Source organism: Streptomyces sp. TAA486, assembly GCF_000426165.1.
The window spans coordinates 40,470-59,463 of sequence record NZ_AUEV01000007.1 but is presented as its reverse complement, the minus strand read 5'-3'; the positions used below and the strand labels follow the sequence as shown (position 1 = coordinate 59,463).

General features: G+C 73.3%; 16 protein-coding genes and 1 riboswitch. Of the genes, 5 read left to right on the top strand and 11 right to left on the bottom strand.

The window, feature by feature from the left end:
• Positions 1-70: 70 nt before the first annotated feature.
• Together I004_RS0111090 and I004_RS0111085 are read left to right on the top strand one after the other, a co-directional pair.
• A complete protein-coding gene (locus I004_RS0111090; RefSeq protein ID WP_028435550.1) occupies positions 71-1,507 on the top strand; it encodes an acyl-CoA synthetase in 1,437 nt (478 codons plus the stop codon).
• Positions 1,500-3,032, top strand: coding sequence for a carboxyl transferase domain-containing protein (locus tag I004_RS0111085; RefSeq protein WP_051344932.1), 1,533 nt, complete (start codon positions 1,500-1,502; stop codon positions 3,030-3,032). The genes I004_RS0111090 and I004_RS0111085 overlap by 8 nt, the downstream gene beginning before the upstream one ends.
• 46 nt (positions 3,033-3,078) lie before the next feature.
• Here I004_RS0111085 and cobC read toward each other — a convergent pair whose 3' ends face one another.
• From cobC to I004_RS33355, 11 genes are all read right to left on the bottom strand, one after another.
• Positions 3,079-4,221: an Rv2231c family histidinol phosphate aminotransferase CobC gene (cobC, locus tag I004_RS33375; RefSeq protein WP_051344931.1), complete on the bottom strand. Its 1,143-nt coding sequence runs from the start codon at positions 4,219-4,221 to the stop codon at positions 3,079-3,081.
• Entirely contained in the window at positions 4,205-5,116 is a 912-nt protein-coding gene (locus tag I004_RS0111075; protein ID WP_028435548.1) for a sirohydrochlorin chelatase, read from the bottom strand. Before I004_RS0111075 ends, cobC begins: the two co-directional genes overlap by 17 nt.
• Positions 5,113-5,727 (bottom strand): cobalamin biosynthesis protein, encoded by a 615-nt coding sequence (locus I004_RS37505; protein WP_051344930.1) that lies wholly within the window; start codon positions 5,725-5,727, stop codon positions 5,113-5,115. The genes I004_RS0111075 and I004_RS37505 overlap by 4 nt, the downstream gene beginning before the upstream one ends.
• On the bottom strand, positions 5,724-7,115 hold the full coding sequence (locus tag I004_RS0111065) for a cobyrinic acid a,c-diamide synthase CobB (RefSeq protein WP_199779369.1): 1,392 nt from the start codon (positions 7,113-7,115) through the stop codon (positions 5,724-5,726). Before I004_RS0111065 ends, I004_RS37505 begins: the two co-directional genes overlap by 4 nt.
• A gap of 4 nt (positions 7,116-7,119) precedes the next feature.
• A complete protein-coding gene (gene cobO, locus I004_RS0111060; RefSeq protein WP_028435546.1) occupies positions 7,120-7,719 on the bottom strand; it encodes a cob(I)yrinic acid a,c-diamide adenosyltransferase in 600 nt (199 codons plus the stop codon).
• Positions 7,719-9,884 (bottom strand): putative cobaltochelatase, encoded by a 2,166-nt coding sequence (locus tag I004_RS33365; RefSeq protein ID WP_078511013.1) that lies wholly within the window; start codon positions 9,882-9,884, stop codon positions 7,719-7,721. Before I004_RS33365 ends, cobO begins: the two co-directional genes overlap by 1 nt.
• A 256-nt stretch (positions 9,885-10,140) precedes the next feature.
• Complete coding sequence (locus tag I004_RS0111050) at positions 10,141-11,778, bottom strand: cobyric acid synthase (RefSeq protein ID WP_028435545.1); 1,638 nt, start codon at positions 11,776-11,778, stop codon at positions 10,141-10,143.
• Complete coding sequence (locus I004_RS0111045; protein ID WP_028435544.1) at positions 11,775-12,737, bottom strand: cobalamin biosynthesis protein; 963 nt, start codon at positions 12,735-12,737, stop codon at positions 11,775-11,777. The genes I004_RS0111050 and I004_RS0111045 overlap by 4 nt, the downstream gene beginning before the upstream one ends.
• Positions 12,738-12,739: 2 nt before the next feature.
• The gene (locus I004_RS33360) at positions 12,740-12,973 is read right to left on the bottom strand and encodes a hypothetical protein (RefSeq protein WP_037975806.1); all 234 of its coding nucleotides are present in this window, start codon (positions 12,971-12,973) and stop codon (positions 12,740-12,742) included.
• A gap of 52 nt (positions 12,974-13,025) precedes the next feature.
• Positions 13,026-13,156: riboswitch (cobalamin riboswitch) on the bottom strand.
• Positions 13,157-13,350: 194 nt separating this feature from the next.
• Complete coding sequence (locus I004_RS0111040; RefSeq protein WP_028435543.1) at positions 13,351-13,578, bottom strand: hypothetical protein; 228 nt, start codon at positions 13,576-13,578, stop codon at positions 13,351-13,353.
• A gap of 129 nt (positions 13,579-13,707) precedes the next feature.
• The gene (locus tag I004_RS33355; protein ID WP_051344929.1) at positions 13,708-15,012 is read right to left on the bottom strand and encodes an inorganic phosphate transporter; all 1,305 of its coding nucleotides are present in this window, start codon (positions 15,010-15,012) and stop codon (positions 13,708-13,710) included.
• Between the two features lie 220 nt (positions 15,013-15,232).
• Between I004_RS33355 and I004_RS0111030 the strand changes: the two genes are divergently transcribed.
• The 3 genes from I004_RS0111030 (at position 15,233) to I004_RS0111020 (ending at position 18,965) form a co-directional block, all read left to right on the top strand.
• Positions 15,233-15,892 (top strand): class II aldolase/adducin family protein, encoded by a 660-nt coding sequence (locus tag I004_RS0111030; RefSeq protein ID WP_028435542.1) that lies wholly within the window; start codon positions 15,233-15,235, stop codon positions 15,890-15,892.
• A 115-nt stretch (positions 15,893-16,007) separates the two neighbouring features.
• On the top strand, positions 16,008-17,267 hold the full coding sequence (locus I004_RS0111025) for an alpha/beta fold hydrolase (RefSeq protein WP_028435541.1): 1,260 nt from the start codon (positions 16,008-16,010) through the stop codon (positions 17,265-17,267).
• 249 nt (positions 17,268-17,516) lie between these two features.
• Entirely contained in the window at positions 17,517-18,965 is a 1,449-nt protein-coding gene (locus I004_RS0111020; RefSeq protein ID WP_078511012.1) for a hypothetical protein, read from the top strand.
• Positions 18,966-18,994 lie beyond the last annotated feature (29 nt).

Below are 18,994 nucleotides of genomic sequence, written 5' to 3'. Positions count from 1 at the left end.
AGCCGCAGCGGCCGCTCCGGCCGCACAGTCCACACGCCACAACGCGAGCAAGACCCTGTGAGGAGCCACCGTGTCCACCCTCTTCCCGGCGCTGACCCGGCCGTCCGAAAAGACCGCGCTGCGGTTCGGCGAGCAGTCACTCACCTACTCCGAACTCGCCGGTGTGGCGGGGGCCCTCGCCGCCGAGCTCACCCCCGGGCAGAGGGTCGCCGTCTGGGCCACCCCAACCATGGAGACGAGCGTCGCCGTGCTTGCCGCGCTGTTCGCCGGAGCGCCCGTCGTCCCCCTCAACCCGAAGATCGGCGAACGCGAACTGGCCCACATCCTCGGCGACAGTGAACCCGGTCTCGTACTCGCCGAGCGCGACGCGGAGCTTCCCGCCGCGCTCGACGCGCTGCCGCGCACCGCCGTCGACACCACGCCCGGGCCGGGCCCGGTCGCGCTGCCCGCCGCACCCGATGAGGAAGCACCGGCGGTGATCGTCTACACCTCCGGCACCACGGGGCCGCCCAAGGGCACCGTCCTGCCCCGCCGAGCCCTGACCGCCACGCTCGACGCGCTCCGGGACGCCTGGCAGTGGACGGAGGAGGACGTGCTCGTGCACGGCCTGCCGCTCTTCCACGTGCACGGGCTCATCCTCGGCATACTCGGCCCGCTGCGCCGCGCGGGCACCGTCCAGCACCTCGGCCGCTTCTCCGCCGATGGTGTGCGGCAGGCCCTGGAGGGCGGGGCCACGATGCTCTTCGGCGTACCGACGATGTACCACCGCATCGCCGAAGAGGTGGGCGGCGACGCGGAGTTGGCCCGGGCGTTGGCCGGCGCCCGGCTCCTGGTGTCCGGGTCGGCGGCTCTGCCGGTGCACGACCACGAGCGGATCGCGGCCGCCACGGGTCAGCGCATCGTCGAGCGGTACGGCATGACGGAGACGCTGATGAACACCAGCGTGCGGGCCGACGGCGAGCGCCGGCCGGGCACGGTGGGCGTCCCGCTGGACGGGGTCGAGCTGCGGCTCGTCGACGAGGAAGGGCAGACCGTCGAGGCCATGGACGGCGCGACGGTGGGCGAGATCCAGGTCCGCGGACGCAATCTGTTCACCGAGTACCTGAACCGGCCCGACGCCACGGCCGAGGCCTTCGACGGAGGCTGGTTCCGCACGGGCGACATGGCCACACGTGACCCCGACGGGTACGTACGGATCGTCGGCCGCAAGGCCACCGACATCATCAAGAGCGGCGGCTACAAGATCGGGGCGGGTGAGATCGAGAACGCGCTGCTGGAGCACCCCGACGTGATGGAGGCCGCCGTGACCGGCGAGAGCGACGACGACCTCGGCGAACGCATCGTCGCGTGGATCGTGCCCGGAGCCCGCCGCCCCGGAGAGCAGGAGCTGGCCGACCATGTGGCCAAGCAGCTCTCCCCGCACAAGCGGCCGCGAGTAGTGCGCTTCCGCGAAACGCTTCCGCGCAACGACATGGGCAAGCTGATGAAGCGTGCGCTCCATGGCTGACACGACCCGCGACGTCCGCGACCCCGGGTCGTCGGCGCGCGCCGCCATCCGGGCCGTCGCGAGCGGCTTCACGGAATTCGAGCACCCGTCACCCGACCCCGCCGCGCCCGCCGGTCGTGGGGAGCCGGACGGGCCGCTCGGCTGGCACGGCTACGGCGCCTCACGCGAGCGGGCGCGTGAGCGGACCGGCGAGAGCGAGTCCGTGGTGTGCGGCACCGCCCGGATCGGCGGCGGCACGGGAGCCGGTGGCGACGACGGCGCCGAAGCGGTGCTGATCTCCTTCGAGTTCGGGTATCTCGGAGGCTCGCTCGGCGCACACACGGGCGACCGCATCGCCGCCGCCTACGAGCGTGCCCGTGCGCACCGCCTGCCCCTGGTGTCGCTGATCGCCACCGGCGGCAGCCGCATGCAGGAGGGGATGGTCGCGCTCAGCCAACTGCAGCGTGTGGCACGGGAGTCGGTGCTCACGCGTCGCGCCGGAGTGCCGCAGCTCGCCGTGCTCCGCGACCCCGCCACGGGCGGCGGCTGGGCGACGCTCGGCGCGGGCGCGGACGTGGTGCTGGCCCTGCCGGGCGCACAGGTCGCCTTCGCCGGCTCCCGGGTACGGCCCGGTGACGCCGACCCGGCGGCCTACACGGCGGAGGGTCAGCACGCCGCCGGGCACATCGACCAGATCGTGGAGCAGGAACTGCTGGGCGCAGCCCTGGGGCGCTGGCTCGCCCTGCTGGCCGGCGGCTCCGGCAGTCCGGCACCTCCGCCACAGGCCCTGCCGCCGCGGGACGCGTCCGCGAACCCGCCCTCGCACGGCAGGTCCTCCGGGACCCCGCAGAACCTGCCCGCCGGAGCCTCTCCCCCTGACTCGGTCAGCGGGGACGCACAGGCTGTCCCCCTGAGCGGGCAGGAGGCGGTGGCGCGCGCCCGTTCCGCTCAACGGCCGCGCGCCACCGCCTACTTGGACGACTACTTCGATTGGCGCGAAGAGGTACGGGGGGACCGCTGCGGCGGCGTCGACGAGGGAATGCTGTGCGGCTTCGGGCGCCACGGCGGCCGAACGGTCGCGTACGCGGCCCAGACCGGCACCGCCACACGCCCGGCGGGTTTCCGCACCGCGGCCCGGCTCATCCGTACCGCCGACCGGCTCGGGATCCCCGTACTGACCCTCATCGACACTCCGGGAGCCGCCAACGATGCCGAGGCGGAGAGCGCCGGGGCCGGACCGGCGATCGCCGAGGTGTTCGCCGCCGTCGCCGAGGCGGCGGTGCCGGTGACCTCGCTGCTGGTCGGCGAGGGCGGCTCGGGCGGAGCGCTGGCTCTGGCCGCACCGGACAGGCTCTGGGTCACACCCGACAGCTACTTCTCCGTCATCGCCCCCGAACTGGCGGCGGCGATCCTCAAGCGTCCGGAGCATGAGACCGCCGCGACCGCGGACGAGCTCATGCTGCGCCCGCAGGACGTCGTACGGCTGGGTGTCGCCCGGGCGGTCGTCGTTCCACGCGGAGGAGCGTCGCGGAGCAACGCCGCCTGAACCGCGGCGCGTCGGTGTTCGGACGCCTCCCGGCGTGCTTCCGCTCTCAGCCGTCCCCGCGGGCGTCCCGATGCGCTGCCGCGACTGTGTCCCCGCCGAGAAGCTCGCGGAGCGCCCCGGCCAGCCGGTCCGTGCACTCCTCGTCCCGGACGGCGATACGGAGCCATTGAGGCCCCAGCCCCGGGAAGGTGTCGCCGCGCCGCACCGCCAGCCCCAGCGACCGCAGGTCCTCGCGGAGAGCGTCGGCACGCGGGTGCCGCACCAGTACGAACGGAGCCTGCGGCGACCCGTGCACGGACAGGCCGGCCGGTTCGAACTCGCCCAGCCGCGCGAGCAGATGACTCCGGTCACGGGCGACCTGCTCTGCCGCCTCCTCGGCCTCGCTCAGCGCCTGCGGTTCGCAGCACGCCTCCGCCGCGGTCAGCGCGGGAGCCGACACCGGCCACAGAGGCTGGTGCCGCGCCAGTTCGGCGACAGTGGCGGGACCGGAGAGGACGTACCCGATGCGCAGACCCGCCAGGCCCCACGTCTTGGTGAGGCTCCGGAGCACCACGACGCGGCCGGGAAGCGGCGCGTGCTCCGGCCCGGCGGCCAACAGCGGCGCCAGGGACTCCCGTTCGCCGGGCACCGCGTCGATGAACGCCTCGTCCACCACCAGCGTCCGTCCCTCGCGCGCCAGTCCGGCGAGAGTCTCCGCGGGATGCAGAACGGAGGTGGGGTTGGTCGGATTGCCCACGACGACGAGGTCCGCATCCGCGGGCACGGCCGCGACGTCGAGCCGGAACCCTTCGGCGGCGTCCAGCAATACGCGTTCCACGTCGTGCCCGGCATCCCGCAGCGCGGCCTCCGGCTCGGTGAACTGCGGGTGGATGACGGCCGGTCGACGCACGCGGAGCGCGCGGGCAAGCAACACGAACGCCTCGGCCGCCCCGGCGGTGAGCAGCACCTGCTCCTCGGCGAGGCCGTGCCGGGCGGCCACAGCCCTACGGGCGGAGCGGCCGTCGGGATAGGCAGCCAGATCGTCGAGCGAGGCGACGATGCGGTCCTTGAGCCAGCGTGGCGGAGTGCCCGTACGTACGTTGACCGCGAGGTCCGTCAACTCCCGTCCGGCGTCCCGTACTTCGGCGTCGCCGTGATGCCGGAGGAGGCCCGCTTCCAATGCCCTGTCGCTCTCAGTGGGAGTGCGCATCGCCGTCGGCGTCGTGCGATCGGCCGTGCCCGTCGCTGTGCCCGTTGCCGTCGTCATCCTGCTGGTGTTGCGGTTGCTGATCCCCGACGGCGTCATCGGAACCGGGCAGCATGACGTCGGCTGCCTCCCGGTAGTGCTCCATCACGATGTCCGCCAGCTCCTCGGTCGCGCCCACGGCCTGGGAGTCCACGACTTCGACCTCGGGGTTCGCGGCGGACCAGCCTTCCGCATGCATGGCTGCGCGCTCCGTCAGCACACCCGCGAAGAGGACGTAGGGCAGGACCACGACCTTCTTCGCGCCCAGCTTGCGGCAGCGGTCCAGCCCCGAGGCCACGTCGGGCGCGGCGAGCGAGACGAACGCGACCTCCACGCCCGCGTATCCGCGGCCCTCCCACAGCAGCCGGGCGGCCCTGTGCACCTCGGCGTTGGCGTGCGGGTCCGTCGAGCCGCGTCCGACGAGCAGCACGGTCGTGCCGGCGCGGTCGCCGGGGGAGCGGGGAGCGGGGCCGTCGGTGCCGGTGCCTCCGTCCAGCGCTTCCTCGACGCGGCGCTCCAGCGCCGACAGCAGCGCCGGATGCGGGCCGAGCGGGCGCGCACAGCGGAAGGAGGTGCCGGGGTGCCGTTCCTCCTCACGGGCCAGGGCCGCGCGGATGTCGCCGTTCGAGCGTCCGTCGGAGACCAGCTTCAGCGGCACGGCTACGAAGTCCGTCACGCCGCGCTCGACGAGCTCGGAGACGGAGTCGGTCAGCGGCGGCGACAGCTCGAGCGAGCCGCCGGCGACGGGTATCTCCGGGCTGCGGGACGCGAGCTCGCCTACGAACGACCGGAAGTCCTCGGCGTCTTGGTCGTCACGGGGTCCGTGGCCGACGAGGAGAAGGGCGGGAGGCTGCGTCACTGGTTCTCCTTGCTGTGCTGGTTCTCCGTGGCCGCGCTCCCGCCGCCGTCCTCCCTGGCGCCAGACGAACTCCCGGCGCGGAGCGGCGCGTTGAGCACGGCAGCGGCCACCGCCGAACCGTCCTTCCCCGCGACGTCACCGGCGACCGGCAGACCGCTCGCCCGGCGCCGGCGTGCCACGGCGGCGGTCGCCATGGCCGGAGAACCGTCCGCGGGCACGGACTTGGTCTTGGGCACGATCAGCATGCCGTACTCGCCGGCGGCAGCGAGGGCGGCAGCCTCCGAGACGGACGGCGTCCCCATGGCGGCCCGCGTCCCGTCGGTGGGATTCGGCACCTCGACGGCGGCGAGGACATCGGCGGTGAAGGTGCGCAGCGGCAGGCGGAGCCGGTCCGCGGCCGCGAGCAGACCCGGTTCGCCGGCCTTCGCCTCGACCGTCGCCAACTCCGTGACACAGCGCAGGGACAGCCCCGCGTCACCGAGCGCCCGCTCGATCAGGCCGATCACTTCGTCGCTGCCGATGCCCCGGCCGGTGCCCACTCCGACAACCAGCGAGGGCGTGCGCGCCTCGGCCTCGGCCTCGTCCGGGTCCGCTCCCGTCGGCCGCGTCACGCGACGCACCTCTCCACGAACCGGCGGGCCATCATGGGCGCGGCGGCCCAGTGCACATGCAGATACGAGGCGTGGACGTTGCCCGAGGGGCCGCCCACGAAGCCCTCCTTGCGCCGCTCCGGACGCACGAGGCCCCACGCGGGCGTGCCGCCGGCCTGGGGAGCGAGTGTGGTGCGGTGGAACTCGTGCCCCCGCACGCGCAGTCCGGCCGGTGCCAGCACGCTGTCGTCGACGGCGACGGCATCGCGGTAGCCGAGCGTGAGCCGCCCGGTCATGCGGGCAACGCCGTCCAGCACTCCGCACATCTCCTCGCCGTCCAGTTCGCGGGACAGGTACAGCATGCCCGCGCACTCGGCCGCCACGGGACCGCCGGCGGCGACGAATTCGCGTACGGCCTGGCGCAGCGGCTTGTTGGCCGACAACTGCGGCCCGTACACCTCGGGGAAGCCGCCTCCGACGACGAGCCCGCGTGTGCCCTCGGGCAGGCTCTCGTCGCGCAGTGGGTCGAAGACGACGGTCTCCGCACCGGCCGCCTCCAGCAGTTCGGCATGTTCGGCGTAGGAGAAGGTGAAGGCGGCGCCTCCGGCGACGGCTATGCGGGGCCGCTCGCCGTGAGCGACCACAGGAGCACTCCGGCCGCTCACTTCGACCGCCGCCTCCCACGGTGTGACGGGCAGCGGGGGAGCGCTGCGCGCCAGCGCGCGCAGCGCATCCATGTCGCAGCCCTCACGCACACGGGCAGCCAGCGCGGCCACCGACTCCACTGCCTCGGCGTGCCGTTCGGCGGCCGGCACCAGCCCGAGATGCCTGGACGGTGTGTCCGCGCCGGCGTCGCGCCGCAGCGCACCCATCACAGGCACACCGGATCCCTCCAGCGCCTCTCGCAACAGGGCCTCGTGCCGGCTGGATGCGACCTTGTTCAGGACGACGCCCGCGACCCGCAACTCCGGGTCCCACGAGGCGAATCCGTGCACCAGCGCCGCGACGGATCGCGACTGCGACGAGGCGTCCACCACCAGCACCACCGGTGCCTTGAGCAGCTTCGCCACCTGCGCGGTCGAGGCCAGCTCGCCCGCGCCCGCGGCACCGTCGTACAGGCCCATCACGCCCTCGACGACGGCGAGTTGGGTCCCGGCGGCCGCGTGCGCGAACAGCGGCGCGATCCGCTCCGGGCCGCACAGATACGCATCGAGGTTGCGCCCTGGACGGCCGGTGGCCAGAGCGTGATAGCCCGGATCGATGTAATCCGGCCCGGTCTTGTGCGGCGAGACGGTCATGCCCGCCTCGGTGAAGGCGGCCATCATCCCGGTCGCCACAGTCGTCTTGCCGCTGCCGGAGGACGGTGCGGCGACGACGAGACGGGGTGGGTTCACGCAGCGTTCGCTCATGCACTCACCACTCGATGCCCCGCTGGCCCTTCTGGCCCGTGTCCATCGGGTGTTTCACCTTGGACATCTCGGTGACCAGATCGGCCGCGTCGATCAGCTTCCCGGGCGCGTTGCGCCCCGTGATGACCACATGCTGGGCGCCCGGACGCTCGTTCAGCACCGACACCACCTCGTCCGTGTCGATCCAGCCCCAGTGCATCGGGTACGCGAACTCGTCGAGCACGTACAGGCGGTAGGTCTCGGCGGCCAGGTCGCGCTTGACCTGCTCCCAACCCTCGTGCGCCGCCTCCTCGTTGCTCATCTCGCCGTCCCGCTGGATCCAGGACCAGCCCTCGCCCATCTTGTGCCAGTCGACTGGGCCGCCCTCGCCGCTGGCTCCCAGCACACGCAGGGCACGCTCCTCGCCGACCTTCCACTTGGCCGACTTCACGAACTGGAACACCCCGATCGGCCATCCCTGGTTCCAGGCGCGCAGCGCCAGCCCGAACGCGGCTGTCGACTTGCCCTTCCCTGGACCGGTGTGCACCGCAAGGAGCGGCCGGTTGCGGCGCTGGCGTGTGGTGAGTCCGTCGTCGGGTACGGAGCTCGGCTGTCCCTTCGGCACTATGCGGCCCTCCGAGTCTGCGGCTGGGTGTTCGGGGAATGCGGGGCGGCAGTGGTGGCGGCCGGCGCCGTGGACCCGCCCCGGGTGCCCGTTGCGTGCCGTACGAGGTCAGTGACCGCGTCCGCACGCAGCTCCTCCAACGTCACGGCGCTGCCTCCGAGATCGGCGGCCAGCGCGGCGGCGAGCCCGAGCCGTACGTGCCCCGCTTCGCAGTCGAGAACTACCGACGCCGTGCCGTCGGCCGCCAGCAGGCGCGCCGCGCGCCGCGCGCGCTCCACCGGCTCGGCACCGCCGGTGGCCCGGCCGTCGGTGACGGTGACCACGAGCGGACGGCGGGACGGATCGCGCATGCGCTCCACGCGAAGCACCTCACGAGCCCTGAGCAGTCCCTCCGCCAGGGGGGTACGGCCCCCGGTGGGCAGCGATTCCAGCCGCGCGGCGGCCGCCTCGACGGACGAGGTCGGCGGCAGGGCGACCTCCGCCTCCGACCGGCGGAAGGTGACCATGCCGACCTTGTCCCGACGCTGGTAGACGTCCAGCAGCAGCGACAGCACGGCACCCTTGACGGCGCTCATCCGCTGCCGCGCGGCCATCGAACCGGAGGCGTCCACGACGAACAGGACGAGGTTGCCCTCGCGGCCCTCCCGCACGACCTCGCGCAGATCGTCCCTGCGCAGCAACAGCCCCCGGCCGTCACGTCCGCGTGCGCGCTGATGCGGCGCCGCCGCCTGCACCGTGGCCGCCAGATGCAGGCGTCCCAGCGCGCCGCGCGGTTTCCGGGCGCCAGTGGTGCGGCCGTGCGCGGTGCGGGCACGGGAGCGGTTGCCGGCCACGCCCTCGCCGAGGCCGGGGACGTACAGGGTGCGGGCCCGGAAGGGCTCGGAGGCGGGAGCGGCGGGCTGCTGCGGCGCCGGGCCGCCGGTGCTGCCGTCGGGCGCTGGTGCCTGGTCGCCCTCGTCGTCCGCGCGTGGGCCGTCCTGGGCGGACGGGGCGGACGGGGCGGGCGGCGTGGGCTGCTCCTGCGGTTCGTTCCGCGCCGGTTCCTGCTGATCGGGCTGGGCGGACTCGTCACCCGGGTCGCCGTCGGGCTGCTGCGGGGGCGGCTCGCCTCCGCCGTCCGGGCCGTCGGGGTCGTCGTCGCCGTCGTCGGGCTCTGCGTGCTGCTGAAGGGTCTCGTCGAGCTTGTCCTCGTCGAGTCCCGGCGCGTCGAACGGATTCCGCCTGCGCCGGTGGGGAAGTGCCAGCAGTGCCGCCTGCCGTACGTCGTCCGCCGTCACCTCGGTGCGGCCCGCCCAGGCGGCGAGGGCCGTGGCCGTGCGCGCCATCACCAGGTCCGCGCGCATGCCGTCCACCTCGAACGCGGCGCATGTCGCTGCGATCTGCCGCAGCGGCGCGTCGCCGAGGTGCACCTGCGGAAGCAACTCCCGTGCTGCCGCGATGCGTTCGCGCAGCGCGTCCTCCTCCGCCGTCCACTGCGCCGCGAACGCGGCAGGATCGGCGTCGTAGGCGAGCCGCCGGCGCACGACGTCGACGCGTTCGTCGGTCTCCCGCGAGGCCGTCACCTCCACGGTCAGACCGAACCGGTCGAGCAACTGCGGTCGCAGTTCGCCCTCTTCGGGGTTCATCGTGCCGACGAGCAGGAACCGTGCCGCGTGCCGCACGGACACGCCCTCGCGTTCGACGTACGAGGAGCCCATGGCCGCGGCGTCCAGCAGCAGGTCGACGAGATGGTCGTGCAGGAGATTGACCTCGTCGACGTAGAGGACGCCCCGGTGCGCGTCGGCCAGCAGACCCGGCTCGAAGGCCTTCACGCCTTCCGACAGGGCCCGTTCGATGTCGAGCGCCCCCACGAGGCGGTCCTCGGACGCGCCGACGGGCAGCTCCACCAGGTGCGCGGCACGCGTCTCTCCCTCGCCTCCGAACTCGTGCGGCCCGTCGGGACAGCCGGGGTCGGGCGCTGCCGGGTCGCAGGAGAAGCGGCAGCCCGGCACGACTTGCTGCTGCGGCAGCAGAGTGGCCAGCGCCCGTACGGCCGTGCTCTTCGCGGTGCCCTTCTCACCGCGTATGAGGACGCCGCCGATCGCGGGGTTGACGGAGTTCAGCAGCAGTCCGAGCTGCATGTCCCGCATTCCGACGAGCGCGGTGAACGGGTAGGGGATGCTCATGCCCTCTTCTCTCCTCGGGGCCGGTCTTCGTGCGAGCGGTGCCAACCACCGTGCGAGCAGCCGAAGTCGGTCCTCGCTGCCGCGCCGGTCACTCGCCGTCTCCAGGGTCGCCGCGTGCAGGGCCGCCCGCGCGTGCCGGGCCGGTGCGCATGGTCTTCCCGTACGGCATGGGCCTTCGCTTCCGCGTCCCGCAGTTGGCCCGCCAGGTTCATCGCGGGCAGTTCAGTGCCGGTGGTGGAGCGGAGCAGAACAGTGCTCATGAGGACACTCCCGCGTGTTGTGCCTCGGGCGCCCCCGGGGCGATGAAGGGCAGGCCCGGCGGCGGGCCTTCCTCGATCAGGCGCAGCAGCGCGTCCGTGTCGGCGTGTTCCTCGATGAGATCGCCCAGGCGCTCCAGTTGCTCCTCGCGCAGCGCCGCGAAGCTCGTGTCCGGTGCCGGTACGAACCCGGTGCGTCCCGCGTCGGCGGCCACGCGGCGCAGAAGGGCCCGCCGGAAGCCGTCGCTCTCCAGCGACCCGTGCCAGTGCGTGCCCCACACGGCGCCAGAGCGGCAGCCGTCCAGGGCCGCGCCGTCCGCACCGCTGAACACGGCCTCACCGCCCAGCACTTCGGCGACGCCGTGATGGATCTCGTAGCCCTCGGCGTGCTCACCGAGGGCCCGGCCCGACGGACGGGTGAGCGTCTTCTCGGGCGCGAACCTCACCCGGACCGGCAGCAGCCCCAGCCCTTCGACGGTGCCCGCCCGGGACTCGACGTCGTCCTCGATGCGCTCGCCCAGCATCTGGAAGCCCCCGCAGATGCCGAGGACCGGCAGCCCTTCGGCCGCGCGGCGCCGTACCGCGTCCGCGAGTCCGCGCTCGCGCAGCCACGCCAGCGCCCGAACCGTGCCACGGGTGCCGGGCAGTACGACCAGGTCGGCGACGGCGAGTTCCTCGGGTCGGTCCGTGAACCTGACGACGACCCCGGGTTCGGCGGCGAGGGCGTCGACGTCGGTGAAGTTCGACATCAGAGGCACCGGCACGACGGCGACGCGCAGCACGTCGCTTCCGTGCGGGGGCGCCGTCGCCGACTCGCGGACGGTGCTGCGGGAGACCCTCCCCCAGACTCCGTCCGGGGGGACCCCCAGCCCGTCCTCCTCGTCGATGCCCAGCCCGTGGCGGAAGGGCAGCACGCCCAGTACGGGCCGGCCCGTCAGCCCGTGGAGCATCTCCAGACCCGGCTCCAGCAGCGCCACGTCGCCGCGGAACTTGTTGACCACGTACCCCGCGAGCAGTTTCTGGTCCCGGTCCGCCAGCAGCGCCGTCGTGCCGAAGAAGGAGGCGAAGACGCCCCCGCGGTCGATGTCCCCGACGACCACGACGGGCAGTCCGGCGGCCCTGGCCAGGCCCATGTTGACGATGTCGGTGCGGCGCAGGTTGATCTCCGCGGGGCTGCCGGCGCCTTCGCAGATCACCGCGTCGTGCGTGCGCCGCAGCTCGGCGAGGCAGTCCGCGACCGTGCCCAGCAGCCGCTCCTGCTTGCCGGAGTGGTAGCCGCCCGCGCTCATCTCGCCGACCGGCTTGCCGAGCAACACGACCTGGCTGCTGCTGTCGCTGCCGGGTTTGAGCAGCACGGGATTCATCAGCGCTGTCGGCTCGGTGTTGGCGGCGGCAGCCTGCATGGCCTGCGCGCGGCCTATCTCGGCGCCCTCCAGCGTCACGTACGAATTGAGCGACATGTTCTGCGCCTTGAAGGGCGCGACCTTCAGGCCCTTGCGCGTCAGCCAGCGGCAGATGCCTGCGGTGACGACGCTCTTGCCGGCGTCGGAGGTCGTGCCCGCGACGAGAAGTCCGCCGCCCTGCCCGCCGGCACCGGGCCTTCGCGCATGCCTGCCTTGTTCACCGGCCGTCGTCATCCGATGCCCCTTTCCGCCCGGCGCTTCCTGCCGAACGCACCGGCCACCGAGGTCACCAGCAGCGCCAGGGCGCTGACACGCCGCGAGAGTTGGACGGCTGCCGCGATGTCGTCCGTACGTACAGCGCGGCCAGGGGAGTTGAGGACCGGCCGGTGCTCGGTGCGTCCGCCGTAGCTGAGGGTTCCGCCCAGACGCACGCCCAGAGCGCCGGCGAACGAGGCTTCCACCGGGCCTGCGTTGGGACTGGGATGCGAGGGGGCGTCGGTACGCCAGGCACGCAAGGCCCCGCGCGGCGACGGACCGGCGAGCGCGGCGAGCGCGGCGGTCAGGCGTGCGCCCGGCCATCCCGCGGCGTCGTCCAGGCGGGCGGCCGCCCAGCCGAAGCGCAGGTGACGCGGCGACCGGTGACCGAACATCGCGTCGAGGGTGTTGACCGCGCGGAAGGCGGCCATGCCCGGGGCTCCGGCGGCCGCGCCCCACACCAGGGCGCCCACGACCGCGTCCGAGGTGTTCTCCGCCACCGACTCCACGACGGCCCGCGCGATGGCGTCCGCGTCCAGCGCCTGAGGGTCGCGGCCGCACAGATGCGGCAACAGCCGCCGCGCGCCCGCGACATCGCCGCTCTCCAGAGCGGCGGCCACGGCAAGGGCCTCCCGGCGGAGCCCGGTGCCGCCCAGCACGGTCCACGTCACTGCGGCGTCGGCGAGGGTGGCGCCACCGGTGCCCGCGAGAGCGCGTGCGGTGCGGGAGAGCGTGGTGACGGCAGTGACGGCTCCGGCGACGGTCAGCGCCGTGTGCAGGGCGCCCGCACCGCGGTGGTCCCGCCACAGGGCGCGCTCGGCAGCGGCGGCGGCCCGGCCGAAAGCGGCCACGGGGTGCCCTCGGCGGGGGTCGCCCAGCAGCGCGTCGCCCAGTTGACCGAGGGCCGCGCCGCATATGTAGGCGCGATGAGCCCGCACCGTCAGCGTGCCGTTGTAGTGCCTCGGAGGAGCATGCCGCGCCGCGGGCGGCCACGGTGCGGGACGTGCCTGCCGGGGACGCGGACGTTCATGTCGTCACGGAAGCCGTCGCGGAAGTCGTCGTCAAAGCTGTCGCCGCAGCCGCCGTGGACGCGGGCGGGGACCCGCGCGGCAGCGGCAGCCGTCGCGGACTCGGGAACGGACACGGGCGGGGGAGAGGCTGAGTAGCCACGCATGACGGAGTCCTCACTCAGGGTCCTCGCCCTGGTTCGACGTGCCGGCGGCGAGAGTCTCCTGGCTCCCGGATCGCTGCGTCCCCCGGCCTTCCCGCCCGTCGAACTGATGGGCCGTGGCCTTCGGTTGGGGGTGCGCTCCCCGGTGACAGTGGCGGGACCGCGCCGGATTCGCACCGGCTTCCTCTCCTGCCGCCGTTGGGCATCGGCAGTCCACCACGTACCAGGAGGGGCGTCAACTCGCCCTTGACCTGCGACGGGAGAGTGTGAGCAGGCACACGGGGAACCCCGCCGCCGCATGGAAAAGGGGTACGGAGCGCTGCTCCGTACCCCTTCCGGTATCGGCGGCCGCTGTCAACGGTTCGCCGGCGCCCGGTCGTTCAGGGCGCGGTGATGATGTAGATGCCGTAGGCGACGGCGGCCGCGCACAGCGCGAAGCACGCGTACGACCCGGTGCGTGCGAGCACGGACGCGCCACCGCCGTGCGAGCCGCCGGCCTTGCCGGCGGACGCACCCACGATGCCGAGCGTGAACACGCCCACCAGGGCGACCGTGGCTACGAGGCTCACGCCGAATACCTCGCCGAGCGCTGCCCAGTCGATGTCCATAGCGTTTCCCTGTCTGTCTTCCGGGCCGGGATCGCGATCCGTGGTCCGGGTGTGTGGTCCGGTTGTGACTGCTGGTCGGTTGCCGAGCCGGTGCGGTGCGGAGCCCGTGGACCGCACCGGCCCGGTCACCTAGCCGAGAGTGGAGGCCGCTCGCCCGCGCTCCGTCTCGGTCTGCGAAGACGAACTCGCCGTGCCGACGCCCTCCGGGGTCCTTGCCGGCCCCCCGTTGCCGTCCGCCCTGTTGTGGGCCGACGCCACGGGCGGCGGCGCGACGGTACGCAGCGCTGCCGTGACGACCCCGGCGGGTTCCGGCCCGGAAGTCCCGGGCAGGGCCGCGTCGTTGACATTCGTGTGGTCGACGGGCTGGCGGCGCGAGAGCAGCCAGATGCCGCCGCTGATGGCGAGCGCGAGCGCCGCGACCGTGCCGACGCCCCAGTCGCCCTGCCGCGCCAGCACCGCAGCACCCGCGGCGACGAGCGCCGCCGCCGGAAGCGTCAGGCCCCAGCCCGCCACCATGCGGGCCGCCGTCGACCAGCGCACGACGCCGCCCTTGCGGCCGACTCCCGAGCCCATGACGGCGCCGGAGCACACGTGCGTGGTGGAGAGGGAGAAGCCGATGTGGGAGGAGGCGAGGATCGTGACCGCGGCGGAGGTCTGCGCCGCGAATCCCTGCGGAGGCTTGATGTCGGTGATGCCGTTGCCCATGGTGCGGATGATCCGCCAGCCGCCCAGATACGTACCGAGGGCGATGGCCAGCCCGGCCGAGACGATCACCCAGGTCGGCGGGTCCGCCTGCGGGGCGATCACGCCGCCGGTGATCAGCGCGAGGGTGATGACACCCATGGTCTTCTGCGCGTCGTTGGTGCCGTGGGCGAGGGAGACCAGCCCGGCGGAGGTGATCTGCCCCGCACGGTAGCCCTTCGCGGTCTGCTGCTCGTCGGCCTTGCGCGCCGCCCGGTAGGTCAGTCGCGTCGCGAAGAGCGCGGCGAGGCCCGCGACCAGCGGAGCGGCGATCGCCGGGATGAGCACCTTCATCACCACGGTGCCGCCGTTGACGGCGCCGATGCCGACGGAGGCCACCGTGGCGCCGAGGAGGCCGCCCATCAGCGCGTGGGAGGAACTGGAGGGAAGCCCGGCGAGCCAGGTCAGCAGATTCCAGATGATCGCTCCGACCAGCCCGGCGAAGATCACTTCAGGCTGGATACCGGAGCCTTCGTCGATGATTCCTGATGAGATGGTCTTGGCCACCTCGATGGAGAGGAACGCTCCAACGAGGTTGAGGACCGCCGACATCGCCACCGCTGTCTTGGGCTTGAGGGCCCCGGTGGAGATGGTGGTGGCCATGGCGTTGGCCGTGTCGTGGAAGCCGTTCGTAAAGTCGAACACCAAGGCCGTGACGATCACGATCCCGATGAGAAGCGTGATGTGTTCCATTCACCCAGGCACAATCAGCTCGATGGTTGATGTCCAGATGAACGTAGGGAGAACGGGTGAACGGAAGGTGAACTGCGGCGGGCCTCGGGGTGTCACCTCACGGGGTCTGTTGTGAGCGGCGTCACACACCCGTCCCACCAGTGTCTTCGCCCTCTTCAACGGCTGCGGCAGGGCCTGGCGGCGGCGCACGCGAAGAACAGCAGCAGAGGAGGAACAGGCCGTGGAGTCGGCTGAATTGCTCGGCGCCTGGCGGGAGTTGGTGCACACCGCTCGGCGCACGACCGCCGAGGGGCTCGTCGTGGGAACCTCCGGCAACCTCTCCGTGCGAGTGGGGGACACGGTTCTCGTGACCCCTAGCGGTCTCTCCTACGAACGCCTCGGCGACGCCGAGTTGTGCGCCGTGGACCTCGAAGGGCGGCGCACAGCCGGGAGTCTGTCGCCGACGAGTGAACTCCCCATGCATCTGGCCGTCTACCGGCACACCGGCGCGCGGGCGGTGGTGCACACGCACGCAGTGCACGCCACGGCCGTCTCCACCCTCGTGCCCGAAGTCCCCGCCGTTCACTACATCACGGCCGAGCTTGGCGGCCCCGTACGCGTCGCGCCGTACGCCACCTTCGGCAGCGACGAACTCGCCGCACACATGCTCACCGCCCTCGACGGCCGCTACGCCTGTCTGCTGCAGAACCACGGCACCGTCGCGTACGGCGAGAACCTCGTCCAGGCGTACGACCGCACCGCCCAGCTGGAGTGGATGTGCCGCGTCTGGCTGGCCGCCTCCTCGGTGCCCGGACGCACGCCCTCCCTGATCCCGGACGACGAACTCGCCCGTGTGGAGGAGAAGTTCAAGGGATACGGGCAGCGGCCCGCCGCGCAGTGAACAGCCCCACTGCGGCACCTCGGCGGCGTGCGGACGCACGTGCCCCGGCGGGGAGTTCACCCGGGCGGCACCGCAGCACTGGCCTCGTGGCCGTTCCGTCACCGACACTGGCGCAATGCGTCTGCGCAACGCGGCCCTGGCCGCCACCTCAGTGACGGTCGCCGGTGTCGCGGCACTGGCTGCCGGACGGTACGCCGCCGACGCGGCCCTGCGGCCCGCGCGTCCCGGCAAGGCGCCGACGGGCGGGCAGCTTCCCGCCGGGTTCGGCGGACCTCCGCTGACCGTGCACGACGTCGGCGACGGCCGCGTCTCCCTCACCCGCTCCCTGACCGCGCAGCTTCCGGGTGTCTACGGGCTGGTCGGGCGGGACTGCCACGCGGTCGTCGGCCCCGTACTGGACGGGGAGCCCTCCAAGGCGCCCGCCGACACCGTCGTGCGCCGCCTGGAGCGGGTCGACCGCGGTGAGCTCAAGCCCGGTACCAAGGTGTGGTTCACCCCGCAGCTGTACACGGACGATTCCGACGCGGGCTCGGACGGCGCTTCGGGCATCGACGGCGCCCTCTCCCGCACCGCGGTCCAGGTGCCCGGTGAACTCGGCCCGCTGCCCGCATGGTTCATGCCCGGCGAGCGCGACACCTGGATCATCACGCTGCACGGGCTCGGCGCGACCCCGGCACAGGCGTTGCCCCTTCTCCCCTTCTACGCCGGCCTCAAGCTCCCCGTGCTCGGCCTGGCTTACCGCGGCGACGATGGGGCGCCGCCGCCGCCCGACGGCGTACGCCACCTCGGCGGCACCGAATGGCGTGACGCCGAGGCGGCGATCGCCTACGCGGTGCGCAGCGGAGCCACCCGGGTCGTCCTGCACGGCTGGTCCGCCGGCGCCTCCATGGCGATGCGCGCGGCGGACGAGTTGAGCGGCCACCGCTCCGGGCCGGCCGCTGCCGCGGTCGACGCGAGCGGCGGTGTCGCGGGTGACGGCGGCGTGGACCCCGACGCCGTCGGCAGGGTCGCCGGCCTCGTGCTCGACTCGCCCGTACTGGACTGGTGGGCAACCGTGCGCGCGCTCGCGGCGTCCCGGCACACCCCGCGGGCGCTGCTGCCGCTGGCCCAGCGTGCCGCTCAAGGACGTGCACGTGTCGAGCAGGAACGCCTGCGGCAGATCGTGGACCCGGCCGCACTGGACGTCCCGGCTCTGGTGCTGCACGGACCCGACGACACCGTCGCCTCCTGGCAGCGCTCGGAGGAACTCGCCGGCACCCGCGGGGAGTTCGTCCGCCTCCAGACGGTCCCCAACGCCCCGCACGCGGCGATGTGGAACGCCGACCCGGAGGCGTACGAGGAGCGGCTTCGCCAATTCCTGACGCCGCTGATGTAACCCTGCCGGGGGGGCGGCGCGGGACGCGCGCGACGGCCACGACCGGAGCCGGCGGAGCGGCAAAGAGGAAGCACCGGAGAGGCACGGGCACGGACGCACGCGCACCGCCGCGACGAGCGAGCCGAGCCGCCCGCTTTCATCCCTCAAATGGGCATCGCTGCACGGAAATCCGCCCTGCCACAGCAAGCGGATTCGGTCATTCCGGGACCCCGTTTGGGGTTTGCGCCGCAGACCGTGAAGACTGCTCCTGTGACGTCGTCCCGTACCCCGCGAGACAACCCGCTCCGCCTCGTCCCCACGCGGCCGATCGCCGCCGCCCGGCGCACCGTGACAGCCCGCCGCCGGCGCCCGTCCCCGCCGCCGCCCGAAGGGCTGCCGCCCCGCGAGCAGCTGGCCCGGCAGGCCAGGGCCGCGCTCGCCGACGCCGTCGTGCTCGCCCGCTGGGCCGAGCGGAACGAGGCGCTCCCCGGCAGCGGCCCGGAACGCGAACGGGCCGCCGCCGCACTGCGCATGTCCGCCGAGGACGTACGCACCCACTGGGACCGCGCACGCCTCGCCGGGCTCATCGAGCTGCACGGCGGCACCGCACGTCCCGGATGGCGGCTGCGCGCCTGGGAGCGTGACGACAGCGCGGTGCTGCGTGGCTGGATGGCGCTCTTCGACGCATGGTCACTCGCCTATCCGGCGCCGACTCCCGCGGATCCCGCGCTCGTCGCCGAAGTGGTGGAGGCCGCGCCCCAGTTGCTTTCTGTCATGCATCTGACCGCCGGGCCCGTCACCTTCCCCGCCCTGCACGACCTGCTGGCCCAGCGCGTGGCCGAACTGCGCGCCGAGCGTGACGCCATCGATGAGGCCTCCTCCCCGGAGGCCGGCAACGGCGCCGCCGTCACGGACCAGTCCGAACAGGTGCTTCTGCCCGCTCTGCTCGACTGGGCGCTCGACGGTTTCGCCGCCGTAGGAGCCCTCACCCGGTGCACCGATGCCGAGGCGTCCTCCGAACCGCAGGGTGCGGAAGGGGAGACGGGCGTACGGCAGGGCTCGGCGGTGCTCACCCCGCTCGGCAACTGGGCCGTATGGACCAAGCTCGAACAGATCTGCGTCGCCGCCCAGAGCCCCGCGGGGAACATCGAGCAGTCCGCCCAGGACATGCTGCGCGGCTGCGCACGGCTCACGCCCGGTCCGGCCCGCGACGAGTACCGCGCCTGGATCGCCGCCCGGTCCAACGGCGCCGCCGTCACCGAACTCCTGGCGGCTGCCCGCGGCGACGACGCCCTCATCCGCGGCCTGGCCTTCGAGGCCCTGCGCGTCATCGGCGCCCCCGCCGAGGAGGCCGTACGGGAAGGACTGCAGGAGCCGCCCCTTCGCCCCTACGCACTGCTCTGGCTGGCAGAGCTGGACGGGGCCGACCCCGAGGACCTCGCCGGAGGTGCCCCGGGAGTGCTCAGCCGTCAGGAGGCGACGTGGCTGTGGGTCGACACCGCGGCGGCGGTCACCGACCACGGCGAACAGCGCCTGCTCGTCGACCACTTGGAGACGGCCGTGCAGGGCACCGTGCCGAAGCTCTTGGAGGAGGTACGCGCAGTCGGGCATCCGCGCACCGTGCAGGTGCTGGTCGCCCTCGCGGCCGCACACCCCGACCCCGCCCTCGCCAAGGCGGTGCGCCGCGCGGCCTTCCAGGTGCACACCGGCGGAGTCTGACGGAAAGGGCCGTGCGGCTGCCGGCCCGT

Excerpts from the sequence above, each read along its gene's own strand:
- I004_RS0111085 (WP_051344932.1), top strand. The coding sequence starts at position 1,500 with ATGGCTGACACGACCCGCGACGTCCGCGACCCCGGGTCGTCGGCGCGC.
- I004_RS0111050 (WP_028435545.1), bottom strand. The coding sequence starts at position 11,778 with ATGACGACGGCCGGTGAACAAGGCAGGCATGCGCGAAGGCCCGGTGCC.
- I004_RS33355 (WP_051344929.1), bottom strand. The coding sequence starts at position 15,012 with ATGGAACACATCACGCTTCTCATCGGGATCGTGATCGTCACGGCCTTG.
- I004_RS0111040 (WP_028435543.1), bottom strand. The coding sequence starts at position 13,578 with ATGGACATCGACTGGGCAGCGCTCGGCGAGGTATTCGGCGTGAGCCTC.
- I004_RS33360 (WP_037975806.1), bottom strand. The coding sequence starts at position 12,973 with ATGCGTGGCTACTCAGCCTCTCCCCCGCCCGTGTCCGTTCCCGAGTCC.
- I004_RS33365 (WP_078511013.1), bottom strand. The coding sequence starts at position 9,884 with ATGAGCATCCCCTACCCGTTCACCGCGCTCGTCGGAATGCGGGACATG.
- I004_RS0111065 (WP_199779369.1), bottom strand. The coding sequence starts at position 7,115 with ATGAGCGAACGCTGCGTGAACCCACCCCGTCTCGTCGTCGCCGCACCG.
- I004_RS0111025 (WP_028435541.1), top strand. The coding sequence starts at position 16,008 with ATGCGTCTGCGCAACGCGGCCCTGGCCGCCACCTCAGTGACGGTCGCC.
- cobC (WP_051344931.1), bottom strand. The coding sequence starts at position 4,221 with ATGCGCACTCCCACTGAGAGCGACAGGGCATTGGAAGCGGGCCTCCTC.